The organism is Sphingomonas qilianensis (assembly GCF_039614825.1).
GTDB lineage: Bacteria > Pseudomonadota > Alphaproteobacteria > Sphingomonadales > Sphingomonadaceae > Sphingomonas > Sphingomonas qilianensis.
On sequence record NZ_JBDIMF010000001.1, the window covers coordinates 488,425 to 513,335 of the forward strand.

A 24,911-nucleotide genomic window follows, 5' to 3' on the forward strand; every position below is an offset into this window, starting at 1 on the left:
GGAGAGCATCATGGCTACGGCAATCCTTCGCAACGCGCAAATGAGCGAAGCCGAATGGGAAGCGCGGCAACAACTCGCCGCCTGTTACCGCGTGTTCGATATGCTCGGCTGGTCGGAAATGATCTACAACCACATCACGGTGAAGCTCGACGAAGAAGGCGCTTTTCTGATCAACCCGTTCGGGCTGCACTTCAGCGAGGTCACCGCGTCCAGCCTGGTCAAGATCGATATCGACGGCAACAAGCTCGACGACAGCCCCTATCCCGTCAACCGCGCCGGCTTCGTCCAGCACGCGCTGTTCCACCGCCATCTGCCCGACGCGCATTGCATCATGCACACGCACACCACTGCGGGCATGGCGGTCAGTTCGGTCGAGGGTGGGTTACAGCCGAGCAACTTCTATGCCTGCAACTTCGCCGGGCAGATCGCATACCATGATTTCGAGGGTGTCACCGTACGCGACGAAGAAGGCGAACGGCTGCTCGCGCATCTCGGCAGCAAGCGCGTCATGCTCCTCAAGAATCACGGCATCCTGGTCATGGGCCGCACGCTCCCCGAAGCATTCATCAAGCATTGGTCGCTGCAGCGCGCCTGCGAAATCCAGGTTGCCACGATGAGCATGGGCAAGCCGCTGCTGGTCGATGAGGCGGTCGTCGCGGTGCATCAGCGCGATCTGCATATGGCGCAAGTGCCCGGCGGCCCCGGCGCGGCCGACTTTGCAGCGATGGTACGCAAGGTCGATAAGATCGACACAAGCTGGCGCAGCTGACGCCCGCGGGCGCACGGCACAATGGTGATAATCATCTCTAAATGGGAAATTGGTGCCAACGAGCATTAAATCAAAAGCGACAGTTTAAGCGCGCACGTGATCCATCATGATCGCTGACATCGATCAAGTCTTTATCGGCATCCATCTGCCGCCTGCTCTGCCGTGACGATTACGCCGTGACTTGCGCGACAAGTTGCGGCTTCATGCCAAGACGACCGGGCTGCGATGATCCGCTTGAGTTGCTTTCGCGCTAGCAACACTGCTCTCGAAAATTGTCAAGCATCATTGGTCGACATCGGAATGTCATAGTTGTATGGGGCAAAAAGAAGAGGCGTGATCAGCGTTGGCCGCCCTTCGGGTCGAAGGAGCTACCATGACTGAAGATACAACACTGAACACCGTTGAACTTGCCACCGAACTCACCATCGCCTGGCTCAGCAATCAGAATAATCGCGTTGCCGCAGAAGATGTTCCGGCATTTCTGCGTACCATGTATGCAACCGTTAGCGAGCTTTCGGGTGATCCGGCAGCGACGGCGGCAGCGAGCGAAGAAGCTCCCTCAGCGCCTGACTATACGCCGGCGGTGAGCTCGCGTAAATCACTGGCATCCAAAGATTTCATCATCTCGATGATCGATGGCAAGCCGTACAAGACATTGCGCCGGCATCTTTCCACGCACGGGATGACCCCCGAGCAATATCGCGAACGCTATAATCTGAAGTCGGATTATCCGATGGTCGCCGAGACCTATTCGGAGCAGCGCCGCGCCATGGCGCATCGCATCGGTCTTGGCCAAAAGGGCCGCGCCGCGCGTGCCGCCGCAAGCGCCACACCGGCCGACAAGCCCAAGCGCGGCCGTCGCCCCGCAGCCGCGGCGGAATAAGCTCGTGCCGCGCGGTTCCTGCGGGGATCGCGCGGCGGGTTACACGGTGAAGCTCTCGCCGCAGCCGCACGCACCCTTCGCGTTCGGATTAGCGAACACGAAGCCGGCGGCGAAATCGTCTTCCACCCAGTCCATCGTGCTGCCGATCAGATACAGGATCGAGCCGCCATCGACGAACAACGTGCCGCCGGGCGTGTCGATACGCTCGTCGAACGCCTTGGCCTCGGTGACGTAGTCGACCGAATAGGCCAGCCCTGAACAGCCGCGCCGCGGCGTCGACAGCTTCACGCCGATCGCCTCGGCGGGCGCCTTGCCCATCAGTTCGGCGATGCGCGCATGGGCGGAGGGCGTGAGGTTCAGCGCCGCAGGGCGCGGACGGGCAATCGTCGCCATTATAGCATTCCCAATTCGAGCTTCGCGTCATCGCTCATCTTCTGCGGGTCCCAGGCGGGATCCCAGACGAGATTGACCTCCGACGTGCCGACCCCCGGCACCGCGCCGACGCGCAATTCGACCTCCATCGGCATGGATTCCGCCACAGGGCAATTGGGCGTGGTCAGCGTCATCGTCACCACGGCATGGCCGTCGCTGGTGACGTCGACACCATAGATCAGCCCGAGATCATAGATATTCACCGGAATTTCGGGATCATAGATCTGCTTCAGCGCATCGACCACCGCCTCATAAAGCGCGCCCCCGGGCTCGCCCGGGGCATCGCCCACCGGCTTTTGCGCCAGAAAGCCTTCGAGATAATCGCGTTTACGCTCGGTCGGCGCTGCCACTGGCGCCGCATCGACGCGCGCGCGCGGTGGCGCTTCCACGGCACTTACTTCTTCGATCGCAATGCTGTGTTCTTCGTTCATCCGAAGATCCTTATTTAAAAATTCGCGTTACGCGTTGAATGCCTGCCACCAACGCATCCACATCAGCGGCCGAATTATACACTCCGAAGCTGGCCCGTGCGGTCGCATCCACGCCGAGCACCTGCATCAGCGGCTGCGCGCAATGATGCCCGGCGCGGATCGCCACCTTCGCTTCATCCAGGATTGTGCCGATGTCATGCGGGTGCACGCCTTCGATGCTGAACGACACGATCCCGGCGCTGTCCTCCGGCCCGTACAAGGTGACCGAATTGATCTGCGCGAGTGCCGCGCGCGTCTTGGTCACCAGCGCGGTTTCATGCGCATGGATCGCCGCCAGCCCGATCTCCTCGACATAATCGATCGCGGCATGCAACCCGAGCACGCCGACGATATGCGGCGTCCCCGCTTCGAACCGGCCCGGCGGCGGGGCGTAGGTAGTCTTCTCGAACGTCACCCGATCGATCATCGCGCCGCCGCCCTGATACGGCGGCATCGCTTCGAGCAGTTCGGCCTTGCCCCACAGCACACCGATGCCCGTCGGGCCATAAAGCTTATGGCCCGAAAAGACGTAAAAGTCGCAATCAAGCGCAGCGACATCGACGCTTAAGCGCGGCACCGCTTGGCAACCGTCGAGCAGGATTTTCGCGCCGACCGAATGCGCGATTGCAGCCGCCCGCGAGCCATCCAGCACCGAGCCGAGCACGTTCGAGACGTGCGCCAGCGCGACCAATTTGTGTGCAGGGGTAATCATCGCCTGCATCGCATCGAGATCGATGCAGTGATCGGCGGTCAGCGGAATCACATCGATATGCGCGCCGATGCGCTCGGCGATCATCTGCCAGGGCACGATGTTGGAATGATGTTCGAGCTGCGACAGCAGGATACGATCGCCGGCTTTGAGCTGCGTGCCCGCCCAGCACTGCGCGACGAGATTGATCCCTTCCGTCGCGCCGCGGACGAAGACGATCTCGTCGGGCGTCGTCGCGCCGATAAACCCGGCGACCCGCTTCCGCGCGGCCTCATAGGTCAGCGTCATGTCGGCGGAGCGCTGATACACGCCGCGATGCACCGTGGCGTAATCGCAAGCATAGCCCCGCGTAATCGCATCGATCACGGCGTGCGGCTTCTGCGCAGTGGCGGCGGTGTCAAGATAGGCCCAGCCAGCGGGGATGGCGGGGAAATCAACGACGTGGTCGAGCGGCTTCGTCTCCCCTCCCGCTTGCGGGAGGGGTCGGGGGAGGGCCGGTTCGGAAAGAATCGCGCTCGTCATGTGACAGGCCCTCCAGCCCCTCCAGCAAGCGGGAGGGGAGAGAGCATCCGCTCCAGCGCCGTCTGCGCCGCCGCCTCGACACGCTCGCGCTCGCTCGCATCCTCGATGCCCTCGAACACGCTGGCGATAAACGCGCGCAGCAGCAGCGCCTTCGCCTCGGCCGGCGCAATCCCGCGCGAGGCGAGATAGAATAACGCGTTCGCATCCAACTCGCCGACGGTCGCCCCATGCGCGCACTTCACGTCATCGGCGTATATTTCCAGCTCGGGCTTGGCGTTGGCGGTCGCCGTGCGCGACAGCAGCATGGCTTTCACGCTCTGCGACGCATCGGTCTTTTGCGCATGCCGCGCCACCGCGACCTTGCCCAGATACGATCCCGTCGCCTTGCCCGCCAGCACCGCGCGCACGACCTGGTTGGACGTCGCATTGGGCGCAATATGGTTGAGCGTGGTGACGATCTCCAGCGTCTGATCGCCGCCGCCGAGCATCGCCCCGCCAAGCTCGAAATGCGCGCCCTCATGGCACGTCACATCGATCGTCACACGGCCAAGCCTGCCGCCGATGTTGAGCACGTGGAACGTCGCCGTCGCGCCGGGATGCAGCACGACACGATAATCGCGGACCGCCACCGCATCGAGCGCCGCATCCTGCAGAATGACGCGTGAGATAGAGGTGCCGGCGGGCACGTCGATCAGTTCCGGTGCGGGTACGGGCCAAACCGAGGCGACAGCCTCCAGATCGCTATAGCGCCAGCCTTCATCCCGGCGTGTGGGGAGTGTTGCAACGTCCATCACCGGCACACCATCTCTGCGCTCACAGCGCCTCTGCGCGAACCAATCTTCTCTGTGCGCGCAGAGGCGCTGAGGACGTCGAGAAAAAGGGCAGAATTTTTGCCTTCGGCGGTCATGCCATCACCCCGGCATAGCCTTCGCTCTCCAGTTCCAGCGCCAGTTCGGCGCCACCACTGCGAATAATCCGCCCGCCGGCCAGCACGTGCACGAAATCCGGCTTCACATAATCGAGCAGCCGCTGGTAATGCGTGATCAGGATCACCGCCTTGTCGGGCTGGCGCATGATGCGGTTGATGCCGTCGCCGACGACGCGCAGCGCATCGATGTCTAGCCCGCTATCCGTCTCGTCGAGGATCGCCAGCTTGGGGCCGATGATGCCCATCTGCACCATCTCGTTGCGCTTCTTCTCGCCGCCCGAGAAGCCGACATTCACCGGCCGCTTGAGCATCTCCTGGTCCATGCTCAGCGCATCCGCCTGCGCGCGGGCGAGCTTGAGGAACTCGGCGCCGGACAGCGGCTTTTCATCCCGCAAGCGGCGCTGCGCGTTGAGCGCCTCGCGCAAAAACTGCACGTTGGACACGCCGGGAATTTCGACGGGATATTGGAAGCCGAGGAACAGCCCGGCGGCGGCGCGCTCGTGCGGCGCCATGTCGAGCAGGTCCTGCCCGGCGAACGCGACCGAGCCCGCAGTGACCTCATAGCCCGGGCGGCCGCCGAGCACATAGCCCAGCGTCGACTTGCCCGCGCCATTCGGCCCCATGATCGCATGGACCTCGCCCGCATTGACGCTGAGCGACAGGCCCTTGAGGATTTCCTTGCCGTCGATTTCGGCGTGGAGGTCGGTGATTTTAAGCATGGTCAGCCTTCGAATTCGATGATGCGCCGATAGACGGCATGGTTCCTTCAAGCCCCTCCCCTTCAGGGGAGGGGTTGGGGTGGGGGCGTGCCCAGCGCAACGACGCCTGATCAAGCGAGATCCGGATCGCCCTGAACACGCCTTCCAGGTTCGTCATCACCTCGTAATTGGTGACGCGCAAAACACGAAAGCCGTGGCCAGCAAGAATATCGTCGCGCAGGCGATCCTTGCCTGCGTCATGCGTATCGCCATCGACCTCCACGATCAGCGCCTTTTGCGCACAGGCGAAATCGGCGATGAAACGGCCCACAACGGCTTGGCGGCGAAACTTATGCCCGTCCAGCTGACCGTTGGAGAGCACACGCCACAGGCGCTTTTCCGGCTCGGTTGGGTTGCGGCGCATGTCGGCAGCGCGCTTGTGCAACAGCGCCAGGTACTCTGCGGAGAGCCCCCACCCCCGGCCCCTCCCCTGAAGGGGAGGGGAGTTTTCGCGCCGGTCATTGTCTTGCGGCGACAGGATCATCCGACCGAGCCTTCCAGCGAAATCCCCAGCAGCTTCTGCGCCTCGACCGCAAACTCCATCGGCAATTGCTGCAGCACCTCGCGCGCAAAGCCATTCACGATCAGCGCCACCGCGCTCTCCGAATCGAGCCCGCGCTGCATCGCGTAAAACATCTGGTCGTCGGAAATCTTCGAGGTCGTCGCCTCATGCTCGATCTGCGCGCTCGGGTTGCGCACCTCGATATACGGAATGGTATGCGCGCCACACTGATCGCCGAGCAGCAGGCTGTCGCACTGCGTAAAGTTGCGCACGCCTTCCGCGGTCGGCGCGACGCGCACCAGCCCGCGATAGGTGTTGTCAGACCGCCCCGCCGAAATGCCCTTCGCGACGATCGTCGAACGCGAACCCTTGCCGAGATGGATCATCTTGGTGCCGGTATCGGCCTGCTGGCGATTGTTGGTCACCGCCACTGAATAGAATTCGCCGACGCTGTTCTCGCCCGAAAGCACGCAGGACGGGTATTTCCAGGTGATCGCGCTGCCCGTCTCGACCTGCGTCCAGCTGACCTTCGAATTCTTGCCCGAACAAAGCGCGCGCTTGGTGACGAAATTATAGATCCCGCCCTTGCCGTTCTCGTCGCCCGGATACCAGTTCTGCACGGTCGAATATTTGATCTCGGCATCGTCCAGCGCGACCAGTTCGACCACCGCGGCGTGCAACTGGTTCTCGTCGCGCATCGGCGCGGTACAGCCCTCGAGATAGGAGACGTAGCTGCCCTTGTCGGCCACGATCAGCGTGCGTTCGAACTGGCCCGTATTCTCGGCATTGATGCGGAAATAGGTACTGAGCTCCATCGGGCAGCGCACGCCCTCAGGGATGTACACGAACGTACCGTCGCTGAACACGGCAGCATTTAACGCTGCGAAATAGTTATCATGGATCGGCACGACGCGGCCGAGCCACTTGCGCACCAGATCGGGATATTCCTTGATCGCCTCGGAGATCGACCGGAAGATCACACCAGCCGCCTCCAGCTCCTTGCGGAACGTGGTCGCCACGGAAACGCTGTCGAACACCGCATCCACCGCCACGCGGCGCTTGGGGGTGCCATCCGCCTCGGTCTCGACGACGCCGGCAAGCATCTTCTGCTCCGAAATCGGGATGCCGAGCTTCTCATAAACACGCAGGATTTCGGGATCGACCTCGTCGAGCGAGCCGAGTTTGGGCTTGGCCTTCGGCTCGGCATAATAATAGGCATCCTGGTAATCGATCGGATCGATCTGCAGCTTGGACCAGTCCGGCGCTTCCAGCGTCAGCCACAGGCGATACGCCTTCAGCCGCCAGTCGAGCATCCACTGCGGCTCGCCCTTCTTGGCCGAAATGAACCGCACGGTATCTTCGTTCAGCCCCTTAGGGGCGAATTCCTGCTCGATATCCGAATGGAAACCCCATTCGTACGTCTTGTTCGCGGCCTCATAGGCTTCGGCGTTCTTGGTGGCCATTATGCCAATATTCCTTCTACCGTTTCCCCGCGCACGCGGGGATCCAGAGTTTCAAGCACTTCGTCCGGGGCCTTTGCCCCCGCGCCGTCGCGGGGCAAGGATGTTGCCAAGCTCGCCAGCGAAACACTCGCCAGCGCCCCGCGCACCGCGCCATTCACCACATTCCAGTGCGGCTTCACGCGGCACGTCTCCTCCGCCTTGCAGTCGCGCGGGGCATGCTCGGTACACGCGGTCAGCGCGATCGGCCCCTCGATTGCCTCGATGATCTCGGCAAGGTTGATCGCCGAGGGCGGGCGCGACAGGCGAAAGCCGCCGCCCGTCCCCCGTGCGCTCTCGATCAGCCCCGCGGCCGATAGCCGGCTGACCAGCTTCTGCACCGTCGGCAACGGAATTGCCGTCTCCTCGGCCAGCAACGTCGCGTTGAGCCGCGCCACGCCGCCGCAATGGCGCGCAGCGGCGGACATCATCACCACGGCATAATCGGCAAGGCTGGATAAACGCATAGTTGCGAAGCATTCTCAAATCGGACCAAATCGTTCCGATTGCTTATTTGGGGAGTAAAGCGGTCGTGTCAACCGCGGGCTGCAGCACGGCGGCCTGTTTGGAGCATCATCTCTGCGTTTCGTACAACTTTGACCGCAAGCCCGCACAATGTCATGGGCGCCGGATGGTCTTTTCGCTGCTCCGCCCTGCATTGTTCGCTCTCGATGCCGAACGCGCGCACGCGCTGACGATCACCGCGCTGGCCGCCTGGGGCGGGCGCGGCGGCGGCCCGGTCGCCGATCCTGTGCTGCACAACCACGTCGCGGGGCTGGACTTCGCCAATCCCGTTGGGCTGGCAGCCGGCGTGGACAAGGACGGCCATGCCATCGATGGATTTTTCGGGCTCGGCTTCGGCAGCGTCGAGATCGGCACGCTCACCCCATTACCGCAACCCGGCAACCCCAAGCCCCGCATCTTCCGGCTGCGCGAGGATCGCGCGATCATCAACCGGCTGGGCTTCAACAATGGCGGCATCGACGCGGCACTGCCGCGTGCGATCGCGGCCCGGCGCAAGGGCCGGCTCGGCATCAATGTCGGCGCGAACAAGGATGCGGCCGATCGCGTGCAGGATTACGTCACCGGGGTCGAGCGCGCTGCGGCGATCGCCGATTATGTCACGATCAACATTTCCAGCCCCAACACGCCCGGCTTGCGCGATCTGCAACACGGCACCGCGCTGACCGAATTGCTTGCCGCCGCCGATGCCGCGCGCGGGCGCGGCAAACAACGGCGGCCCCTGTTCCTCAAGGTCGCGCCCGATCTCAATCCGCGCGAGATTGACGGCATCGCGCGCGCCGCGATCGAGCGCGGCGTGGATGCCCTGATCGTCAGCAACACCACGCTGTCGCGCCCGGCCCTGCGATCGATCAAGTGCCGCGAAACCGGCGGCCTGTCGGGGGCGCCGCTGGCGCGACTGGCGCGCGCCCGACTGGTCGATTTCCGCACCGCCACCGACGCGGCGTTGCCGTTGATCTCGGTCGGCGGGATCGACAGCGCCGACGAAGCCTTTGCCCGCATCCGCGCCGGCGCGAGCCTGGTGCAGCTCTATTCGGCCCTGGTATTCGAAGGCCCCGGCCTGCCCCGCCGCATCGCCCAGGGTCTCACCGGCCTGCTCAAGCGCGACGGCTTCGCCTCGGTGGCCGAGGCGATCGGCACCAAATAGCCTGATCGCTCGCCCAACCCCGTCATCCCAGCGAACGCTGGGATCTTAGGGAAGTATGGCGATCCGCAGCCACACGAGACCCAGCGTTCGCTGGGCGACGGGCAGGAAACACGTCGGCATCTTGCACCCCCCGGCCACCGCGTTACGGTCGTCGCCAATGAAAAAGCTCCTTCTCGCGCTCACCGCGCTCACCCTGCCCGCCACCGCCTCGGCACAGGGCATGGTCACCTCCGCCGATCCCCGCGCCACGCTTGCCGGGCAACAAATCCTGCGCGACGGCGGCACGGCGGCGGATGCGGCGATGGCCATGCTGCTCGCGCTGACGGTGGTGGAGCCACAATCTTCCGGCATCGGCGGCGGCGGTTTCCTGCTGTATCATGATGGCACCACCGGCCTGATCGACACGATCGACGGCCGCGAAACCGCCCCCGCCGCCGCGACGCCCGATCGCTTCGTCCGGCCCGACGGCACGCCCAGGCCGTTTTTCGAAGCCGTTGCGGGCGGCAGGTCGGTCGGCGTGCCCGGCAATGTCCGGCTCATGGCGATGACGCATGCGCGCTGGGGCAAATTGCCCTGGAAGGCGCTGTTCGCGCCCGCGATCAAGCTGGCGCAAGACGGCTATCAGGTCACCCGGCCGATGAACGCCGGCATCACCGCGACATCGCGGCTGTGGAGCAACTTCCCTGAGATCGCCAAGCTCTACACCATTGATAGCCGGCCGCTCCCGATCGGCGCCACGGTCAAGAACCCCAACCTCGCCAAATACCTGAAGAAACTCGCCAATGGCGGCCCGGCAGCATTCTACACGGGCGACAATGCCCGGACGATCGTCGGCGCCGCCACGGGCAGCAAGCTCGCCCCCAGTGACATCACGCTTGCCGATCTCGCCGCATATCAGGCCAAGCCGCGCGCCGCCGTGTGCGGCAAGTATCGCGTCTACAAGATCTGCGGCATGGGCCCGCCCTCCTCGGGCGCGACCACCGTGTTGCAGATCCTCGGCATGCTCGAGCGCTTCGACATGACTAAGCTGGGCAAGGACTCGCCCACCGCCTGGCATCTTATCGGTGAGGCGATGCAGCTCGCTTATGCCGATCGCGACAAATATCTCGGCGACAGCGATTTTGTTTCCGTGCCGCTCGCCGGGCTGATCGACCCCGCCTATATCGAGTCGCGCTCCCGCCTGATCTCGACCGACAAGGCGCTGGCGACATACGAGGCCGGCACGCCCCCCGGCGCCGAGCCGCGCACCGCCGCGCCCTCCGCCGAAGTGCCCAGCACGACACACTTCATCGCCATCGACGCCAAGGGCGATATCGCCACGATGACCTCCACGGTCGAGGGGCCGTTCGGCAGCCAGCTCATCGCCAACGGCTATGTGCTCAACAACGAGCTGACCGATTTTACCTTCGTGCCGGAAAAGAATGGCATGCCGGTCGCCAATCGCGTGCAAGGCGGCAAGCGCCCGCTTTCCTCCATGTCGCCGACGATCGTCTATGATGCGGCCGGCACGCCCATCTTCACGGTCGGCGCGGCGGGCGGCAAGACCATCATCATGCAGGTCGCCAAGGCGCTGATCGCGCATCTCGATTGGCACCAATCGGCGCGCGATGCGATCGGCGAAGGGCTGGTGTTCTTTAACGCCCGCGGCCTGGTGCTCGAACAGGGCACCGCGCGCGAAACGCTGCTCGCGCCGCTCGAAAAGCTGGGTCACAAGGTCGTCGTCGCCAAACTCGGGCTGAAGGCCAATGCGGCCGAACGGACCCCCGCCGGCTGGGTCGGTGCCGCCGACCCGCGCAGTGTCGGCACCGCGCTCGCGCAATGATCTCCCGCTGACAAACCCCGCGCGCCGGGTGTAGAGAACAGCCAAGGCCGCCAGAGCCGCTTGGAGAGATGATGCGCAAACTCGAACACTTCCCCAATCTCGTCACGATGTTCTTCACGCGCGCCGCCGCCGAGGGGGACAAGCCGTTCCTGTGGCACAAGCAGAACGGCGCCTGGGTATCACTCAGCTGGCGCGAGACGGCGGACAAGGTCGCCAGCCTCGCCGCCGGGCTGACCGCGATCGGCCTGACGCCGGGCGACCGCGTCATGCTGGTCAGCGAAAACCGCCCCGAATGGTGCATCAGCGATCTCGCCATCATGGCCGCCGGCTGCGTGACCGTGCCGACCTACGTCACCAATACCGAGCGCGATCACGCGCACATCATCGAAAATTCCGGCGCCCGCGCGGTGATCGTGTCCAATGCCAAGCTGGCCAGGACGCTGCTCCCCGCCGCGATCCGCTCGAGCGAGGCCAAGATCGTCATCGGCATCGACGATCTGCGGCTGACCCAGGGGCTCGAAGGCCATAGCTGGCACGCGCTGATCGCCGATCACCCGACCAAGGCCGAGACCGCCGCCACCAAGGCGACGTTCGGGCGCGATGATCTCGCCTGCATCATCTACACCAGCGGCACCGGCGGCAGCCCGCGCGGCGTGATGCAGCATCACGGCGCGATCCTGCACAACGTCAACGGTTGCTGCGTGGTGATCGAAGAGGATTTCGGCTGGGCCGACGAGATCTTCCTCTCCTTCCTGCCGCTCAGCCATGCATATGAACATACCGGCGGGCAGTTCTTCCCGATCGGCCTCGGCGCGCAAATCTATTATTCCGAGGGGCTCGATAAGCTTGCCGCCAATATCGAGGAGGTCCGCCCGACGATGATGATCGTCGTGCCGCGTCTGTTCGAGGTGCTGCGCCAGCGCATCGTCAAGGCGGTCGAGAAGCAGGGCAAGCTATCCAATTATCTGCTCGGCCGTGCGCAGGCGCTGGGCGCCAAGGAGGCGGCCGGCGGGCTGTCGCTGGCCGACAAGCCGATGAACCTGCTGCTGAAGGCCACGCTGCGCCCCAAGATCCAGAAGAAGTTCGGCGGGCGCATCAAGGCGTTGGTGTCGGGCGGCGCGCCGCTCACGCCCGAGGTCGGCGTGTTCTTCCAGGCGATCGGCATCACCGTGCTGCAAGGCTATGGTCAGACCGAGTCTGCGCCGGTGATCTCGTGCAACCGCCCCAAGGCCGGGCTCAAGATGGATACGGTCGGGCCGGTGCTGGAGGGCACCGAGGTGCGCATTGCCGAGGATGGCGAAATTCTGGTGCGGGGCGAGCTTGTCATGCACGGTTATTGGCGCAACGAGGTGGAAACCGCGCGTGTGCTGAAAGAGGGCTGGCTGCACACTGGCGATATCGGGCTGATCGACGAACGGGGCCGCATCCAGATCACCGATCGCAAGAAGGACATCATCGTCAACGACAAGGGCGAGAATGTCGCCCCCCAAAAGGTCGAAGGCATGCTCACGCTGCAGAACGAAATCGCCCAGGCGATGATCTATGGCGATCGCAAACCCTATATGGTGGCGGTGATCGTGCCTGATTCCGAATGGACGCAGGAATGGTGCGCGCGCAATGGCGATGCGTGCAATTTCAAGCGCCTGGCGGAAAACAGCGAATATCGCACGGCGATTGGCCACGCCGTCGAACGCGTCAACAAAGAGCTGGCCGTCACCGAGCGCGTGCGCCGTTTCATCCTGGCGGATAATGCTTTTGAAATCGAGAACGAACAGCTGACGCCATCGATGAAGATCCGCCGCCACGTGCTCAAGCAGGTCTACGGGGCGAGGCTGGACGGTCTGTACAAGAGCTGATCAATTCCTCCCCGAGCTTGCTCGGGGAGGAATTGGCTTACCGACCGGTCTTCTTCGCCGCTGGTGCGGGTGCCGACGGCGCCTCGGCCAGGCTCACCGGCTTGCCATCCTTGCCGCGCGGCACCACCGCCATCGTCCAGTCCGCGTCGGGCCGCAGATATTTCGCCGCAATGGCTTGCAGCTTGACGGCGGTCATCCCGCCGATGCCACGAAACATGTTGCGCACCGCATCGATCCGCCGCAGGTCGTATGTGCCGCCCTGCAACTGGTTGAGCCAGAAAGTATTGCCCGTCGCCTGGCGCAGGATCAGCTCCTTCATCGGCGTCAGCGTGCGCTGCAATTCGTCGTCGCCGATCGGTTTGGCGACGAGATCGGCGGCGATTTCGCGCGACATTTTGAAGAACAGCCCGACATTGTTCGGCGCGACCTGCCCGATCGCGAACAGCCGCCCGCCCGCGCTCATGCCCTCGGGCCACTGGCTCTGGACGCTCGGCGAATAGCTTGCCCCCGCTTCGGAGCGCAGCCGATCAAACAGCCGATCGCTGAACACCGCCGCCAGCACGTCGAGCGCATTGCTATCGGCGATCTGGTCGAGCCCGCCGCCCGTCGGCCACACGATCACCGCCGCCGCCTGATTGTCGGGGCCCCCATGCGTCAGGATCAGCGGGCTGGCATTGTGCGCCGGAAACTTAACCGGCGGGGTAGGCCTGGCGGGCGCGGCGCGCGGCGGCAGCGCACCGATGCTGGCGCCAACGGCCTGGATCGCCGCCTCGGCGTTGATATCCCCGAACACCTGCACTTCGATCGGCCCCTCGGCCAGCACCGGCTCCCACAGGCTGCGGAAATTGGCCGGATTGGTCGCGGCCACCTGCTCGCGCGTCGGCGTGCCCCAGCGCGGATCGCCATCGTGCAGCAACCCTTCCAGGTCGCGCGCCAACACGCCATCGGGCGACGCGTCGAACCCGGCAAAACCGGCCAGCGCCATCGATTTGGCGCGCGTCACCGGATTGGGATCCCAGCCCGGCGCCGCCATCCGCGCCGCGATCAGTTTCATCTGATCGGCCAGATCGGCGGGCGACGTCATCGCGCCATAAACGAAGGCGTCCTCGCCAACATCGAAATCGAGCCCAATGCGCCGCCCGGCGGTCAGTTGCTCGAGATCGCCCTGCCCCAGCTTGCCGATGCCGCCCGCAACCAGCGCCATGTCACCAGCCCAGACCGGCGTCTCGCGGTCCGCCGGCAGCGCATTATACCCGCCGCCAAAGCGCACGCGCACATAAACGCGCGTCGATTCTGCCGGGCTGACGCGCAGCATCAGCCGCACGCCATTGGAAAACACGACCTTTTCGGCATCGAATTCAGGAATCTTTTCGCGACTCACGACCGTCGCCGGTTTGCCCAGCTTGGGCAGATTGGCGAACGTCACCTTGCCCTGCGTGTTGCGCTTGCCGGCCAGCCCGGAAACGTCGCTCTGCAGCGCCGCCGCCAATTTGGTCACCGCGCCTTCTTCGGGGGTCTGGATATTAACGAGCGCGCGCGTCGCATCGCCCGAAAAGATCCGCCGCGTCGAGGCGAGCACGGTTTGCGGCGTGAACATTTTCTTGGCGATGGCGTCCTTCAGCACCGCATAGATCGTTGCGGGCGCGGTCGTCGTCTCGCGGATATCCAGCGCCTGGACCATATCGTCAGCCTGGCTCGCGCCCGGCTCGGCGCCTTGTGTTTCCACGCTGGTGCGCATGATAGTGTCGAAATCGGCCAGTTCGCGCTGCACTTCGGCCTCGCTCGGGGCATTCTTCTGCGCATCGGCGATCACCGCGCGGACATCTTTCAGCGCCGCTTCCCAATCATTGCCGATCGGCAGAATCGACACGAAGGTGAGGCTTGCCGAACGCGATTCGTCGCTCGTGCTCACACTCGCCCGAATGAAGCTGCCGCCTGCACGGGCGCGCGTCTCCAGCCGCCGGCTGATCACGCGCGCTGCCACCGAATCGACCAGCCGATTCTGGTTCATCACGATCGTGTCGCTTTGATATTTCCACGGTTTGACCACCGCCATCGTCACCACGGGTGGCAACGAGGGCTCGCTGATCACCGCGGTCGTCGGCTGCTTGGGGTCTGGCTTGCCGAAATCAGGATCTGCCGGGTTCTTGCCCACGCCTTGCCAACCAGAGAAATTCTTGATCACCAGCCGCTCGAACATCGCCGGATCGAAATCGCCCGAAATCACGACCACGGCGCGCTCGGGGCGATACCAGCGGTCGTGGAATGCCTTTACCTTGCCGGCATTGGCGGCGCTGAGCGTGTCGATCGTGCCGATCGGCGAGCGATCGGCGAGCGGCTGCCCTGCGAAGAAAGTTTTGAGCTGCGCCTCGCTGAAACGCACCTGGGGGCCCGGTGCCTCGCGCTGCTCGGCCAGCACGGCGGGCCGCTCGGCGCCGAGCGCGGCATCGGTGATGTTAGGCTTGCTAACCATCCCCGCCATGATCTTGAGGCTCTCGTCGAGCCGCACCTCGCTCGCGCTGGGCAGATCGAGCTTGTACACCGTCTGTGTCGCGGTGGTCTGGGCATTGGTGTCGGAGCCGAACGTCGTGCCCATGCGCTGCCAGATGCGCTTGGCCTCGCCATCGGGGACAAACGCCGAGCCGCGGAACGACAGATGCTCGATCAGGTGCGCATAGCCGCGCTCGCTGTCAGTCTCCATCAGCGAGCCGGCATCGATCCGCACGCGGACCGAAACCTGCCCGGGCGGGACGCCATTCTTGCGCACAGCATAGCGCAGCCCGTTGGGCAACGTTCCATAATGCCACTCGGGATCGGGCTTGATATCGCTATCGACGAACAGCCAGTTGCGGCGATCGACTTGTGCCGCGGTGGGGGACTGCGCCGCGGCGACCGCGGTCTGCGGCGCGGCATCCTGCCCCTGCGCGGGGAGGGCAAGACCGAGCAACAAGGCAAGGATTAGCGGACGGCGCGATGCGCCAAAGGGGACATGCATGGTACAGGTGGTAGCGCGTGAAAGCTGAACCCGCCAGTAACGACGTCGCTTCGCGAGCCTGGCTTCGCCGGTCCGGGCCAAGCGCGGCAACCGAGCGTTTCACTCCCAAACCTTGCGTCCCCCGGCGCAGCGGCCCACATGCACAGCATGCTGATAGAAACCGAAACCACGCCCAACCCGGCAACGCTCAAATTTCTCCCCGGCCGCACCGTAATGGATGCCGGCACGCGCGATTTCGCGACGCCCGAGGAAGCCGAAGCCAGCCCGCTCGCCGAGCAATTGTTCGATCTCGGCGATGTCACCGGCGTGTTTTTCGGCCGTGATTTCATCTCGGTCACCGCGGCGCCCGGCGTCGAATGGGCGTTCCTCAAGGGCGATGTACTCGCACTGTTGCTCGATCATTTCAGCGCGCAGATTCCGTTGTTCAAGCCGGGCAATGCCGGCGGCTTCAGCGTTCCTGCCGATGAGACTTTCGCTGAAAATCCCGAATATGCGGATATCGTCGCGCAGATCAAGGAATTGATCGATACCCGCGTCCGCCCTGCTGTCGCCAACGATGGCGGCGATATCATCTATCGCGGGTTCGATCAGGGCAAAGTGTTCCTGCGGATGCAGGGCGCGTGCGCCGGCTGCCCCTCGTCGACGGCAACGCTGAAAAACGGCATCGAGCAATTGCTCAAATATTATGTGCCGGAAGTCACCGAAGTCCGCGCCGTTTAATTCCGACCATCAGAGGGTTTGTCATGACCGAGAAGCTGTCCGATGCGGCGCTCGATACGATCTTTCGTGCCGCGCGTTCGTATAATGGATATACCGATCAGCCTGTCACCGAGGCCGAGCTGCACGCCATCTGGGAATTGCTCAAATGGGGCCCGACCTCCGCCAATCAGCTGCCCGCGCGATTGATCTGGTGCGTGTCCGATGAGGCCAAGCAGAAGCTCGCCGATTGCACCAGTCCCGCCAACGCGCCCAAAATCCTTAAGGCGCCGGTCAGCGTGATCATCGGCATGGACACCAATTTCCACGAATATCTGCCGGAACTGTTCCCGCATACCGATGCCAAGGCATGGTTCGATGGCAATGCCGAGCTCCGTGCCGTCTCGGCGATGCGCAATTCGACGTTGCAGGGCGCCTACCTGATCATTGCGGCGCGTGCGTTGGGGCTCGACACCGGGCCGATGTCGGGATTCGATAATGGCAAGGTCGACGCCGCGTTCTTCAGCGACGGGCAGGCGGTGCGCAGCAACTTTATCGCCACGCTCGGCCATGGCGATCCGGCATCGATTCATGATCGCCTGCCGCGCCCGGCATTCGAGAAGTTCAATACGATTGCTTGACCTTTACCCGTCACCGCGGCGAAGGCAGCATCTCCCCTTAGAGATGCCGCCCGCCGGCTGGACGGAAAGACCGCGTTGCGTACCCTGATCATCGAAACCGCCACCGCCGCCTGCTCGGTCGCTCTGATCGAGACCGGGGTGGTGATCGCTGCGGCGCATGAGGTGGTCGGGCGCGGCCATGCCGAGCGGCTCGTGCCGATGATCGCCGAATTGCCCGATGGCGGCCGCGCGCAGCGCATCCTGGTCGATTGTGGGCCGGGCAGCTTTACCGGCGTGCGCGTCGGCATCGCCGCCGCGCGCGGCCTGGCCTTTGGCTGGGGCGCCGAGATTTACGGTTTCTCCTCGCTTCCGCTGATCGCCGCCGCCGCGTTCTCCGCCGATCCGGTGCTCGCGCAGCTTGCCGTGGTGCTCGAAGGCGGCCACGGCGAGGTTTTCTTGCAAGGCTTTACCGCCACACCCTTCGCGGAAACAGAGCCCTTCGCCTCGCTCAAGCCGGCGGCGGCGCGCGATGCGCTCGGCGCCCGCCACGCTTTCGGCAGCGGCGTCCGCCATCTCACCGCGCTGGAGGCCACGCTGCCGGTGGCGGATCGGTTGCCCAACGCCGCCGACGCAGCCTTGCTGCCGCCTGCGTTCACTGCGCTCCCCCCCCGCCCGATCTATGGCCGCGCCCCCGATGCCACCCCGCCACGGCCCCGGGTGCGGCCATGAGCACGGTCCTCAACATGATCGAGCTTCGCGCCGGGTCCACAGCCGATCTCGCGATGGTCGAATCGCTGATGGCGGATGCTTTCGATCCGCGCTTCGGCGAGGCGTGGACGCGCGGCCAATGCCTCGGAATCATGGCGCTTCCCGGCGTCTGGCTAACCGTCGCCACGCTGGATGGTCAGCCCGCCGGATTTACGTTGGCGCGACAAACGCTGGACGAAGTGGAGCTGTTGTTGCTCGCTACCGCGCCGTCGTTCCGCCGCCGTGGTGTCGGCGCAGCGTTGCTGCGCGCGACAATCGCCGATGCCCGCGACCGCCAGGCAGTGACGCTTCATCTCGAGGTGCGCGACGGCAACGAAGCGATAAAATTGTATAGTAAGGCTGGGTTCATAAAGGTCGGCGAGCGGCGAGGTTATTATCGCGGTAACAATGGCCAAGTCTCCGATGCATTCACTTTCCGCCACGCATTAGCCTGATCTCGAATTAATCTCACAATTGTTACTTGCGATCCTTTGCATCTGGGGCGATATGCACCGTAGCGGCTGGAATTCCAATCCATCCGGCTAATGGGTCGAAGGAACTACAATGGATATTGATACCGATATGGGTGATTCCCTAATCACCCTCACCGCGGATATTGTCGCGGCGCATGTCAGCAACAATAGTGTGGCCGTGTCGGACCTTGCCGTCCTAATTGGCAACGTTCATGGCGCGCTGGCCAATCTTGGCGGTCCGATCGCGGAGCCGGAAGTCAAACAGGAGCCCGCCGTTTCGGTTCGTTCGTCAATCAAGCCGGACTTTATCGTCTGCTTGGAAGACGGCAAAAAGCTCAAGATGCTGAAGCGTCATCTCATGACGCACTATCAAATGACCCCGGAACAGTATCGCTCGAAGTGGAATCTTCCTGCTGATTATCCGATGGTTGCACCGAATTACGCCGAACAGCGCCGGACGCTGGCGAAGAAGATCGGCCTCGGCACCAAGCGTCGCAAAGTCGCGCCGGCACGCTGAGCGCGCTGAGCGCGCACGCGCCTCAGGCGATACAGACCAGCACGATATCACGGCGGCCGGGGCATCCCGGTCGCCGTTTTGGCGAGCAGTTTGCGAACGCTATGTTATTGAGAATCACTCTCCCCTTTATCAATAAGCACGGAGCGCCTACATCGTCGGCATGGCCCGTAAGATCGATCTCGAAGCTCTCTGTAATGAAAAGGGACTGCGCATCACCGAGCAGCGCCGCGTCATCGCGCGCGTGCTCTCCGAAGCGGAGGACCATCCCGATGTCGAAAAGGTCTATGCCCGCGCCTCGGCCATTGATCCGGGCATCTCGATCGCCACTGTGTACCGCACGGTGCGGTTATTCGAAGAAGCGGGGATCCTGGATCGCCACGATTTCGGCGATGGCCGCGCGCGCTACGAGCCTGCTCCCGAAGCGCATCACGATCATCTCATCGATGTCGAAACCGGCAAGGTGATCGAGTTCGTCGATCCTGAACTTGAACAATTGCAAAAGGCGATCGCCGAACGCCTGGGCTTCCGGCTGGTCGATCATCGCATGGAATTGTACGGCGTGGCGCTCGACCGCAAGAACTGACGGGCAGCCCGCCGCTTCCCCACACGGTCGGGGATGATGCCGTGGGACATGGGGCTTAATCGCATCGGAGGGCATAATGTCGGTTCGCTCATGCTGACGGCCGAGCAGCGTGCCGCCGCCGCCGCTGGTAGCCCGCCCCCGATCGACGCGCTCGGCCGCTTGCGTATCACGTGGCGCGCTGCCGGCCTCGTGCTTGCGCTCGCGCTGACGGTGCCGCTCCATTATTTCTGGCGACTGCTGCGCCAATCCTCGCCCTGGCCGCGCATCTTTCTCGGCTGGGCCGCGCGCCTCGCGGGCGCGCGTGTCAGCCGCGTCGGCACGCCGCTCAAGCGCGACGTCTTCTATATTGCCAATCATCTCAGCTGGATCGATATTCTCGGCATCGCCGGGCAAAGCGGCACTGCATTCGTCGCCAAACAGGAAATCCGCGACGCGCCCGTGGTCGGCTGGCTGTCGACGCTCAACCGCACCGTATTCGTCAAGCGCGAGAACCGACTTGGCGTGGCCGAGCAGATCAATCAGTTGCGCGACGCGCTGGAAGATAACTGGTCGGTCACCGTGTTCCCCGAAGGCACGACCACCGACGGCCAATCGCTGCTGCCCTTCAAGACGCCGATGCTGCGCGTGCTCGAACCGCCGCCCCCGGGCGTGCTCGTCCAGCCGGTCCTGCTCGATTATGGCGCGGTGGCCGAGGAGATCGGCTGGATCGGCGTGGAAAGCGGCGTGGACAACGCCAAGCGGCTGCTTGCCCGCAAGGGCAGTTTTCCGCTCAAGGTGCATTTTCTCGAGCCCTTCTTCCCGGCCGACTATCCCGGGCGCAAGGCCATCGCGGCGGAAAGCCGGCGGCGCATCGAGGAAGCGCTGATCGAGAGCTTAGGCAAGCCGCTGCGGCCGTTCGCTTATAACGTCGATGCGCTTCAATATGAGGCGCCTCGTCTATAAATCCTCGCCCGCTTGCCGGGGAGGAACCGCTCGGCCTTTCAGCCGCGCGACTGAGGGGGCCGGCGATGCCGCGTGCCGCCCCCCCTCCGTAACGCTGCATGCCACCGCCGGAGACAGCGCGGGGAAGATTTGAGGTTACGCGCGTGGCAGCCTATAGCGCCCGCATCATGAAACCCGCCCCCCAGAAGCTGCCGCGCACCTTTGCCGTCAAATCGTTCGGCTGCCAGATGAACATGTATGATGGCGATCGCATGGCCGAGCTGATGCTGGCGCAAGGGCTCACCCCCGCCGACACCGCCGATGCCGATCTGATCGTGCTCAACACCTGCCATATTCGCGAAAAGGCCACCGAAAAGGTTTATTCCGATATCGGCCGGCTGCGGAAGGATGCGCGCAAGAAGCATGGCGGCGATCCGATGATCGCCATCGCCGGCTGCGTCGCGCAGGCCGAGGGCGCCGAGATCGTGACCCGCGCAAACGTCGATATCGTGGTCGGCCCGCAAGCCTATCACAATCTGCCCGAGCTGGTCGCCAAGGCGGCGCGCGGCGAAAGCGCGCTCGATACCGGTATGCCGGTCGAAACCAAGTTTGGCGCCTTGCCCAGCCGCCGCCGCGTGCCGCCCTGCGCCTTTCTCACCGTGCAGGAAGGCTGCGACAAATTCTGCACCTATTGCGTGGTGCCCTATACGCGCGGCGCCGAAGTCAGCCGCGGCTGGCAGCAGATCGTCGATGAAGCCAAGGCGCTGGTCGATGCCGGCGCGCGCGAACTGACGCTGCTCGGGCAGAACGTCAATGCCTGGAGCGATGGGCCGCGCGGGCTGCATCATCTGATTGCCGAGCTCGACAAGATTTCCGGCCTGGCGCGTATCCGCTACACCACAAGCCACCCGAACGACATGACGCAGGGCCTGATCGACGCGCATCGCGATATCGAGAAATTGATGCCGTTTCTGCATCTGCCCGTGCAATCGGGCAGCGATCGCATCCTGAAAGCGATGAACCGCAGCCACAGCCGCGATTCGTATCTGCGGCTGCTGGAGCGTGTCGTCGCGGCGCGGCCCGATATCGCGTTGTCGGGCGATTTCATTGTCGGCTTTCCGGGCGAAACCGAAGCCGATTTCCGCGATACGCTGAGCCTGATCGACGAAGTCGGCTATGCCCAGGCATTCAGCTTCAAGTACAGTCCCCGCCCCGGCACCCCCGCCGCCGGGATGGACGATCAGATCGCGCCCGAGGAGATGGACGAACGGCTACAGCGCCTGCAAGCCGCGCTCAACCGCGATCAGGCCGCGTTCAACGCGCGGACGCTGGGCCGCCGCTGCTCGGTGTTGATCGAGCGCAAGGGTAAGCTTCCCGGCCAGATGCTTGGTAAATCGCCCTGGCTACAATCGGTTCATCTGCTCACCGATGCCGCGATCGGCGATCTTGTCGCGGTCGATATCGCGCGGGCCGATCCCAATTCGCTGTCGGGCGTACAGCGGATCCCAGAACTGGTCAGCTGACCAGCGCGCGGACCCCGAGGACCGCAGCGATCACAGCGCCCCACGCCGTAACGGCGCTGCCGACAATCAACAGCACGCGGCTGCGGATCGACAGGCGCACCTGCTCGGGCAGCGCCTGTTCTGCGGGCGCCGGCGTCGGCAGTGCCGATGCGCTGAGCGGTACGACCGTCTCCACCGCGCGCGCTGCGGCTACCGCCGCTGCGGTCAGCGGTTCGATAAACGCGCAGCCGTAGCGATCTCCGTCGCGCCGCACGACGCAGGCGTCGATCCGGCCAATTCCGGCAACGCCGATCGTCACCATCGATGGCACGACCAGCTCGCCCTGAAGCGCCACTTGGCACCCACTGGTCGATAAATCGATCAGTTCGGCATCGATGGGTGCTTCGTTGTCGTCGCGTAGCGTGGCGCCGGCCTGTACCGCGCGCCGTTCGGCCTGGCGATTGTCGCCATCGAGCGCGCCGCCCTTGTCCACATACACTGTCGCCGTCAGCACCATCATCATTCTCCGCAGATACGGGAGACTAGAAAAATAGTCTTAATATTTGGTAAGACTCGGCCGCTGGAACAAGAGCGGATAGGCGACTATTCTGGGCGGCGTGAAGATATATGCTGTTCGCGCCGCGATCGCTCTGCCAATCTCTCGCCTGGATGCAGCCGACTCGTCTCTTCCTCGCGCATGACGGCCTTGACCGCCCGTTGTCGCGTCAATTCGGTTTCTTATATGGCATTTCAGCCGCATCGTTCCGTCGGCCGCGATCCGCCGTCCCCGGCCTAGCCTTAACGACCCGCAGCCCCCACCCAAGCGAAGGAATTGCATGAGCCGCAAGCCCGTCCCCGCCCGATCGGGCGAGCCTAGCCGCGCCGAATTGATCTTCGATCGCCCGCAATTGATGTCGCAATTGTTCGGCGAGTTCGATCAGAACCTGTTGCAGCTCGAAAGCCGGCTGGGCGTGTACATCACCGCACGCGGCAACAAGATCCAGCTCGAGGGCCGCGCCGAAGCGGTGGCGGAAGCGCGCGACGTGTTGCAGGGGCTCTACAACCGCATCACGCGTGGCGAGCGCGTCGATCAGGGCATGGTCGATGCGGTGATCGCCATGTCGGCCGAACCGACGCTTGCCGGGATCATCTCGGCGGATAGCGGCGGCGCCCCCAGCATCATGATTCGCACGCGCAAGAAAACGATCGTCCCGCGCACGCTGGCGCAGGCGCATTACATGCGCGAACTGGTCAATAACGACATCATCTTCGCGCTCGGGCCGGCAGGCACGGGCAAGACCTACATCGCGGTTGCACAGGCCGTCGCCCAACTGATCACCGGCAGCGTGCAGCGGCTGATCCTGTCGCGCCCCGCAGTCGAGGCAGGCGAGAAGCTGGGCTTCCTCCCCGGTGACATGAAGGACAAGGTCGATCCCTATCTGCGCCCGCTATACGATGCGCTGAATGATTGCCTCCCCGCCGAGCAGGTCGAGCGCCGCATCGCGAGCGGCGAAATCGAGATCGCGCCGATCGCCTTCATGCGCGGGCGCACGCTGGCCGACGCCTTCATCATCCTGGATGAAGCGCAGAACACCACGCCAAGCCAGATGAAGATGTTCCTCACCCGCTTTGGCGAGAACAGCCGCATGGTGGTGTGCGGCGATCCCAAGCAGACCGATCTCCCCGGCGGCATGAACGCCAGCGGGCTCAACGACGCGGTGGTGCGGTTGGAGGGCGTGGAAAGCATCTCGATGTGCCGCTTCGGCTCGGGGGATGTCGTGCGCCATCCGATCGTCGGGCGCATCGTCGAAGCCTATGAGGGGGTGGATGCTTGATGTGGGATATCCCCGATTTATATCCGGGATATCCGGAGACGATAATGGCATCTCTCTACATCAAGAACAGCGACACGGCCGCACTGGCGCGCGGGATCGCGGAACGGTTGGGCACGAGCAAGACCGCCGCAGTCCACGATGCGCTGTTGCGTCGCAAGCGTACGCTGGACGCCGAACATGGCGGTGACATCCACGAGCGCCTGCGCGCTTGGCGCGCAGCGCATCCCCTGGGGGAGCCGACGGGATTGGAAGCTGACAAGGCCTTCTATGACTCGCTGAACGATGAGGATGACGATTGATCCTGTTTCTCGATGCATCCGCGATGGTTGCGATGATGACCGACGAACCGGACGGATTCGACATCGCACAGCGCTTCGGCGCAGCAGACGAGGTCCTGTATTCTGCCATGTCATTGTGGGAGACGGTCCGCGCGGTAGCGAGGAAACGGCGAGTGCCGATCTCTCTGGCGCAGACCGAGGCGGAATGCTTCGTTAAAGAGTTTAGCCTGCGGGTCGTGACGATTGGCGATGCAGAAGCGCGTGCAGCAATCGGCGCTCACGAGCGATATGGCAAAGGTATGCACCGCGCCAATCTCAAAATGGGTGACTGCTTCGCCTATGCCTGCGCCAAGACGAACAATGCCCAGTTGCTCTACAAGGGAACCGATTTTGCCCAGACCGATCTCGCCTGATGCTTGAAACCGCCCTGTCCATCGAATCGCCGTGGGACGACAGCGTTGACTGGGAAGCCCTCGCCCTTCGCGCCGCGACTGCCGCGGTCGAGCGAACGCCGCACGGCGAACTCGCCACCAGCGCCGCGACGGTGGAAATCTCCGTGCGCCTCACCAGCGACGACGAAGTGCAGACGCTCAACGCGCAATATCGCCACAAGGACAAGCCGACCAACGTGTTGAGCTTCCCGATGGTGCAGGCCGATCTGCTCGATACGGTCGGGCAGAATTCCGACGATGGCGAAGTTCTGCTCGGCGATATCGTCCTTGCGCATGGCGTGTGCAGCGCCGAAGCGGCCGAAAAAGGCATCACGGTCGCGGCACATGCGACACATTTGATCGTGCACGGCACGCTGCACCTGCTAGGCTATGATCATCTGGACGACGACGAGGGCGAAGCGATGGAGGCGATCGAAGTCGATGCGCTCAAATCGCTCGGTCTGGCCGACCCCTATCTGATACGTGAGGACTGA

General features: G+C 63.9%; 27 protein-coding genes. 17 read left to right on the plus strand and 10 right to left on the minus strand.

The features are described from left to right. Positions 1 to 10: 10 nt before the first annotated feature. On the plus strand, positions 11 to 769 hold the full coding sequence (locus ABC969_RS02370) for a class II aldolase/adducin family protein (protein ID WP_345862696.1): 759 nt from the start codon (positions 11 to 13) through the stop codon (positions 767 to 769). A gap of 373 nt (positions 770 to 1,142) precedes the next feature. Further along, positions 1,143 to 1,652, plus strand: coding sequence for a Ros/MucR family transcriptional regulator (locus ABC969_RS02375; RefSeq protein ID WP_345863792.1), 510 nt, complete (start codon positions 1,143 to 1,145; stop codon positions 1,650 to 1,652). Positions 1,653 to 1,691: 39 nt separating this feature from the next. Here ABC969_RS02375 and ABC969_RS02380 read toward each other — a convergent pair whose 3' ends face one another. From ABC969_RS02380 to ABC969_RS02415, 8 genes are all read right to left on the minus strand, one after another. After that, complete coding sequence (locus ABC969_RS02380) at positions 1,692 to 2,045, minus strand: HesB/IscA family protein (protein ID WP_345862697.1); 354 nt, start codon at positions 2,043 to 2,045, stop codon at positions 1,692 to 1,694. Further along, entirely contained in the window at positions 2,045 to 2,515 is a 471-nt protein-coding gene (locus ABC969_RS02385; protein ID WP_345862698.1) for an SUF system Fe-S cluster assembly protein, read from the minus strand. The genes ABC969_RS02380 and ABC969_RS02385 overlap by 1 nt, the downstream gene beginning before the upstream one ends. Before the next feature lie 10 nt (positions 2,516 to 2,525). After that, the gene (locus ABC969_RS02390) at positions 2,526 to 3,785 is read right to left on the minus strand and encodes an aminotransferase class V-fold PLP-dependent enzyme (RefSeq protein ID WP_345862699.1); all 1,260 of its coding nucleotides are present in this window, start codon (positions 3,783 to 3,785) and stop codon (positions 2,526 to 2,528) included. Continuing rightward, positions 3,782 to 4,576 carry a SufD family Fe-S cluster assembly protein gene (locus ABC969_RS02395; RefSeq protein WP_345863793.1) on the minus strand — a complete coding sequence of 265 codons (795 nt, stop codon included), beginning with the start codon at positions 4,574 to 4,576 and terminating at the stop codon, positions 3,782 to 3,784. Before ABC969_RS02395 ends, ABC969_RS02390 begins: the two co-directional genes overlap by 4 nt. Before the next feature lie 112 nt (positions 4,577 to 4,688). Beyond that, positions 4,689 to 5,432, minus strand: coding sequence for a Fe-S cluster assembly ATPase SufC (sufC, locus tag ABC969_RS02400; protein WP_345862700.1), 744 nt, complete (start codon positions 5,430 to 5,432; stop codon positions 4,689 to 4,691). After that, positions 5,425 to 5,955, minus strand: a complete 531-nt coding sequence (locus ABC969_RS02405; protein ID WP_345862701.1) for an endonuclease domain-containing protein — start codon at positions 5,953 to 5,955, stop codon at positions 5,425 to 5,427. The genes sufC and ABC969_RS02405 overlap by 8 nt, the downstream gene beginning before the upstream one ends. Further along, positions 5,952 to 7,436 carry a Fe-S cluster assembly protein SufB gene (sufB, locus tag ABC969_RS02410; protein ID WP_345862703.1) on the minus strand — a complete coding sequence of 495 codons (1,485 nt, stop codon included), beginning with the start codon at positions 7,434 to 7,436 and terminating at the stop codon, positions 5,952 to 5,954. The genes ABC969_RS02405 and sufB overlap by 4 nt, the downstream gene beginning before the upstream one ends. Then, a complete protein-coding gene (locus tag ABC969_RS02415; RefSeq protein ID WP_345862704.1) occupies positions 7,436 to 7,939 on the minus strand; it encodes an SUF system Fe-S cluster assembly regulator in 504 nt (167 codons plus the stop codon). The genes sufB and ABC969_RS02415 overlap by 1 nt, the downstream gene beginning before the upstream one ends. Before the next feature lie 164 nt (positions 7,940 to 8,103). Here ABC969_RS02415 and ABC969_RS02420 point away from each other — a divergent pair, with 164 nt between their 5' ends. From ABC969_RS02420 to ABC969_RS02430, 3 genes are all read left to right on the plus strand, one after another. Next, positions 8,104 to 9,141, plus strand: a complete 1,038-nt coding sequence (locus ABC969_RS02420; RefSeq protein ID WP_345862706.1) for a quinone-dependent dihydroorotate dehydrogenase — start codon at positions 8,104 to 8,106, stop codon at positions 9,139 to 9,141. A gap of 157 nt (positions 9,142 to 9,298) precedes the next feature. After that, positions 9,299 to 10,963: a gamma-glutamyltransferase gene (gene ggt / locus ABC969_RS02425; protein ID WP_345862707.1), complete on the plus strand. Its 1,665-nt coding sequence runs from the start codon at positions 9,299 to 9,301 to the stop codon at positions 10,961 to 10,963. 71 nt (positions 10,964 to 11,034) lie between these two features. Beyond that, complete coding sequence (locus ABC969_RS02430; RefSeq protein ID WP_345862709.1) at positions 11,035 to 12,819, plus strand: AMP-dependent synthetase/ligase; 1,785 nt, start codon at positions 11,035 to 11,037, stop codon at positions 12,817 to 12,819. Positions 12,820 to 12,856: 37 nt separating this feature from the next. Here ABC969_RS02430 and ABC969_RS02435 read toward each other — a convergent pair whose 3' ends face one another. Beyond that, entirely contained in the window at positions 12,857 to 15,814 is a 2,958-nt protein-coding gene (locus tag ABC969_RS02435) for a M16 family metallopeptidase (RefSeq protein ID WP_345862711.1), read from the minus strand. Between the two features lie 147 nt (positions 15,815 to 15,961). Here ABC969_RS02435 and ABC969_RS02440 point away from each other — a divergent pair, with 147 nt between their 5' ends. The 8 genes from ABC969_RS02440 to miaB all read left to right on the plus strand — a co-directional run bounded on the left by ABC969_RS02440 (position 15,962) and on the right by miaB (position 21,894). Further along, positions 15,962 to 16,534 (plus strand): NifU family protein, encoded by a 573-nt coding sequence (locus ABC969_RS02440; RefSeq protein ID WP_345862712.1) that lies wholly within the window; start codon positions 15,962 to 15,964, stop codon positions 16,532 to 16,534. A gap of 23 nt (positions 16,535 to 16,557) precedes the next feature. Beyond that, the gene (locus ABC969_RS02445) at positions 16,558 to 17,151 is read left to right on the plus strand and encodes a malonic semialdehyde reductase (protein ID WP_345862714.1); all 594 of its coding nucleotides are present in this window, start codon (positions 16,558 to 16,560) and stop codon (positions 17,149 to 17,151) included. A 75-nt stretch (positions 17,152 to 17,226) separates the two neighbouring features. After that, positions 17,227 to 17,859 carry a tRNA (adenosine(37)-N6)-threonylcarbamoyltransferase complex dimerization subunit type 1 TsaB gene (gene tsaB, locus ABC969_RS02450; protein WP_345862716.1) on the plus strand — a complete coding sequence of 211 codons (633 nt, stop codon included), beginning with the start codon at positions 17,227 to 17,229 and terminating at the stop codon, positions 17,857 to 17,859. Further along, positions 17,856 to 18,332: a GNAT family N-acetyltransferase gene (locus ABC969_RS02455; protein ID WP_345862718.1), complete on the plus strand. Its 477-nt coding sequence runs from the start codon at positions 17,856 to 17,858 to the stop codon at positions 18,330 to 18,332. The genes tsaB and ABC969_RS02455 overlap by 4 nt, the downstream gene beginning before the upstream one ends. Positions 18,333 to 18,441: 109 nt before the next feature. Then, a complete protein-coding gene (locus tag ABC969_RS02460; RefSeq protein WP_345862720.1) occupies positions 18,442 to 18,867 on the plus strand; it encodes a Ros/MucR family transcriptional regulator in 426 nt (141 codons plus the stop codon). A gap of 160 nt (positions 18,868 to 19,027) precedes the next feature. Then, a complete protein-coding gene (locus tag ABC969_RS02465) occupies positions 19,028 to 19,450 on the plus strand; it encodes a Fur family transcriptional regulator (RefSeq protein ID WP_345862721.1) in 423 nt (140 codons plus the stop codon). Positions 19,451 to 19,540: 90 nt separating this feature from the next. After that, on the plus strand, positions 19,541 to 20,392 hold the full coding sequence (locus tag ABC969_RS02470; RefSeq protein WP_345863794.1) for a lysophospholipid acyltransferase family protein: 852 nt from the start codon (positions 19,541 to 19,543) through the stop codon (positions 20,390 to 20,392). 167 nt (positions 20,393 to 20,559) lie between these two features. After that, positions 20,560 to 21,894 (plus strand): tRNA (N6-isopentenyl adenosine(37)-C2)-methylthiotransferase MiaB, encoded by a 1,335-nt coding sequence (miaB, locus tag ABC969_RS02475; RefSeq protein WP_345862722.1) that lies wholly within the window; start codon positions 20,560 to 20,562, stop codon positions 21,892 to 21,894. Here miaB and ABC969_RS02480 read toward each other — a convergent pair. Next, positions 21,887 to 22,393, minus strand: coding sequence for a PilZ domain-containing protein (locus tag ABC969_RS02480; protein WP_345862723.1), 507 nt, complete (start codon positions 22,391 to 22,393; stop codon positions 21,887 to 21,889). The genes miaB and ABC969_RS02480 overlap by 8 nt on opposite strands. A 316-nt stretch (positions 22,394 to 22,709) precedes the next feature. On the opposite strand from ABC969_RS02480, the gene ABC969_RS02485 reads away from it, so the two are divergent. From ABC969_RS02485 to ybeY, 4 genes are read left to right on the plus strand one after another with little or no spacing between them, the layout of a single operon-like run. Then, positions 22,710 to 23,708: a PhoH family protein gene (locus ABC969_RS02485; RefSeq protein WP_345862724.1), complete on the plus strand. Its 999-nt coding sequence runs from the start codon at positions 22,710 to 22,712 to the stop codon at positions 23,706 to 23,708. Between the two features lie 44 nt (positions 23,709 to 23,752). Beyond that, entirely contained in the window at positions 23,753 to 24,007 is a 255-nt protein-coding gene (locus ABC969_RS02490) for a type II toxin-antitoxin system VapB family antitoxin (RefSeq protein ID WP_345862726.1), read from the plus strand. After that, positions 24,004 to 24,399 carry a type II toxin-antitoxin system VapC family toxin gene (locus ABC969_RS02495; RefSeq protein ID WP_345862727.1) on the plus strand — a complete coding sequence of 132 codons (396 nt, stop codon included), beginning with the start codon at positions 24,004 to 24,006 and terminating at the stop codon, positions 24,397 to 24,399. The genes ABC969_RS02490 and ABC969_RS02495 overlap by 4 nt, the downstream gene beginning before the upstream one ends. Then, positions 24,399 to 24,911: an rRNA maturation RNase YbeY gene (ybeY, locus tag ABC969_RS02500; protein WP_345862729.1), complete on the plus strand. Its 513-nt coding sequence runs from the start codon at positions 24,399 to 24,401 to the stop codon at positions 24,909 to 24,911. The genes ABC969_RS02495 and ybeY overlap by 1 nt, the downstream gene beginning before the upstream one ends.

Bases quoted from the DNA above. Each gene is read 5' to 3' on its own strand.
- ABC969_RS02370 (WP_345862696.1), top strand. From the start codon at position 11: ATGGCTACGGCAATCCTTCGCAACGCGCAAATGAGCGAAGCCGAATGG.
- ABC969_RS02375 (WP_345863792.1), top strand. From the start codon at position 1,143: ATGACTGAAGATACAACACTGAACACCGTTGAACTTGCCACCGAACTC.
- ABC969_RS02380 (WP_345862697.1), bottom strand. From the start codon at position 2,045: ATGGCGACGATTGCCCGTCCGCGCCCTGCGGCGCTGAACCTCACGCCC.
- ABC969_RS02385 (WP_345862698.1), bottom strand. From the start codon at position 2,515: ATGAACGAAGAACACAGCATTGCGATCGAAGAAGTAAGTGCCGTGGAA.
- ABC969_RS02390 (WP_345862699.1), bottom strand. From the start codon at position 3,785: ATGACGAGCGCGATTCTTTCCGAACCGGCCCTCCCCCGACCCCTCCCG.
- ABC969_RS02395 (WP_345863793.1), bottom strand. From the start codon at position 4,576: ATGGACGTTGCAACACTCCCCACACGCCGGGATGAAGGCTGGCGCTAT.
- sufC (WP_345862700.1), bottom strand. From the start codon at position 5,432: ATGCTTAAAATCACCGACCTCCACGCCGAAATCGACGGCAAGGAAATC.
- ABC969_RS02405 (WP_345862701.1), bottom strand. From the start codon at position 5,955: ATGATCCTGTCGCCGCAAGACAATGACCGGCGCGAAAACTCCCCTCCC.
- sufB (WP_345862703.1), bottom strand. From the start codon at position 7,436: ATGGCCACCAAGAACGCCGAAGCCTATGAGGCCGCGAACAAGACGTAC.
- ABC969_RS02415 (WP_345862704.1), bottom strand. From the start codon at position 7,939: ATGCGTTTATCCAGCCTTGCCGATTATGCCGTGGTGATGATGTCCGCC.
- ABC969_RS02420 (WP_345862706.1), top strand. From the start codon at position 8,104: ATGGTCTTTTCGCTGCTCCGCCCTGCATTGTTCGCTCTCGATGCCGAA.
- ggt (WP_345862707.1), top strand. From the start codon at position 9,299: ATGAAAAAGCTCCTTCTCGCGCTCACCGCGCTCACCCTGCCCGCCACC.
- ABC969_RS02430 (WP_345862709.1), top strand. From the start codon at position 11,035: ATGCGCAAACTCGAACACTTCCCCAATCTCGTCACGATGTTCTTCACG.
- ABC969_RS02435 (WP_345862711.1), bottom strand. From the start codon at position 15,814: ATGCATGTCCCCTTTGGCGCATCGCGCCGTCCGCTAATCCTTGCCTTG.
- ABC969_RS02440 (WP_345862712.1), top strand. From the start codon at position 15,962: ATGCTGATAGAAACCGAAACCACGCCCAACCCGGCAACGCTCAAATTT.
- ABC969_RS02445 (WP_345862714.1), top strand. From the start codon at position 16,558: ATGACCGAGAAGCTGTCCGATGCGGCGCTCGATACGATCTTTCGTGCC.
- ABC969_RS02455 (WP_345862718.1), top strand. From the start codon at position 17,856: ATGAGCACGGTCCTCAACATGATCGAGCTTCGCGCCGGGTCCACAGCC.
- ABC969_RS02460 (WP_345862720.1), top strand. From the start codon at position 18,442: ATGGATATTGATACCGATATGGGTGATTCCCTAATCACCCTCACCGCG.
- ABC969_RS02465 (WP_345862721.1), top strand. From the start codon at position 19,028: ATGGCCCGTAAGATCGATCTCGAAGCTCTCTGTAATGAAAAGGGACTG.
- ABC969_RS02470 (WP_345863794.1), top strand. From the start codon at position 19,541: ATGCTGACGGCCGAGCAGCGTGCCGCCGCCGCCGCTGGTAGCCCGCCC.
- miaB (WP_345862722.1), top strand. From the start codon at position 20,560: ATGAAACCCGCCCCCCAGAAGCTGCCGCGCACCTTTGCCGTCAAATCG.
- ABC969_RS02480 (WP_345862723.1), bottom strand. From the start codon at position 22,393: ATGATGGTGCTGACGGCGACAGTGTATGTGGACAAGGGCGGCGCGCTC.
- ABC969_RS02485 (WP_345862724.1), top strand. From the start codon at position 22,710: ATGAGCCGCAAGCCCGTCCCCGCCCGATCGGGCGAGCCTAGCCGCGCC.
- ABC969_RS02490 (WP_345862726.1), top strand. From the start codon at position 23,753: ATGGCATCTCTCTACATCAAGAACAGCGACACGGCCGCACTGGCGCGC.
- ybeY (WP_345862729.1), top strand. From the start codon at position 24,399: ATGCTTGAAACCGCCCTGTCCATCGAATCGCCGTGGGACGACAGCGTT.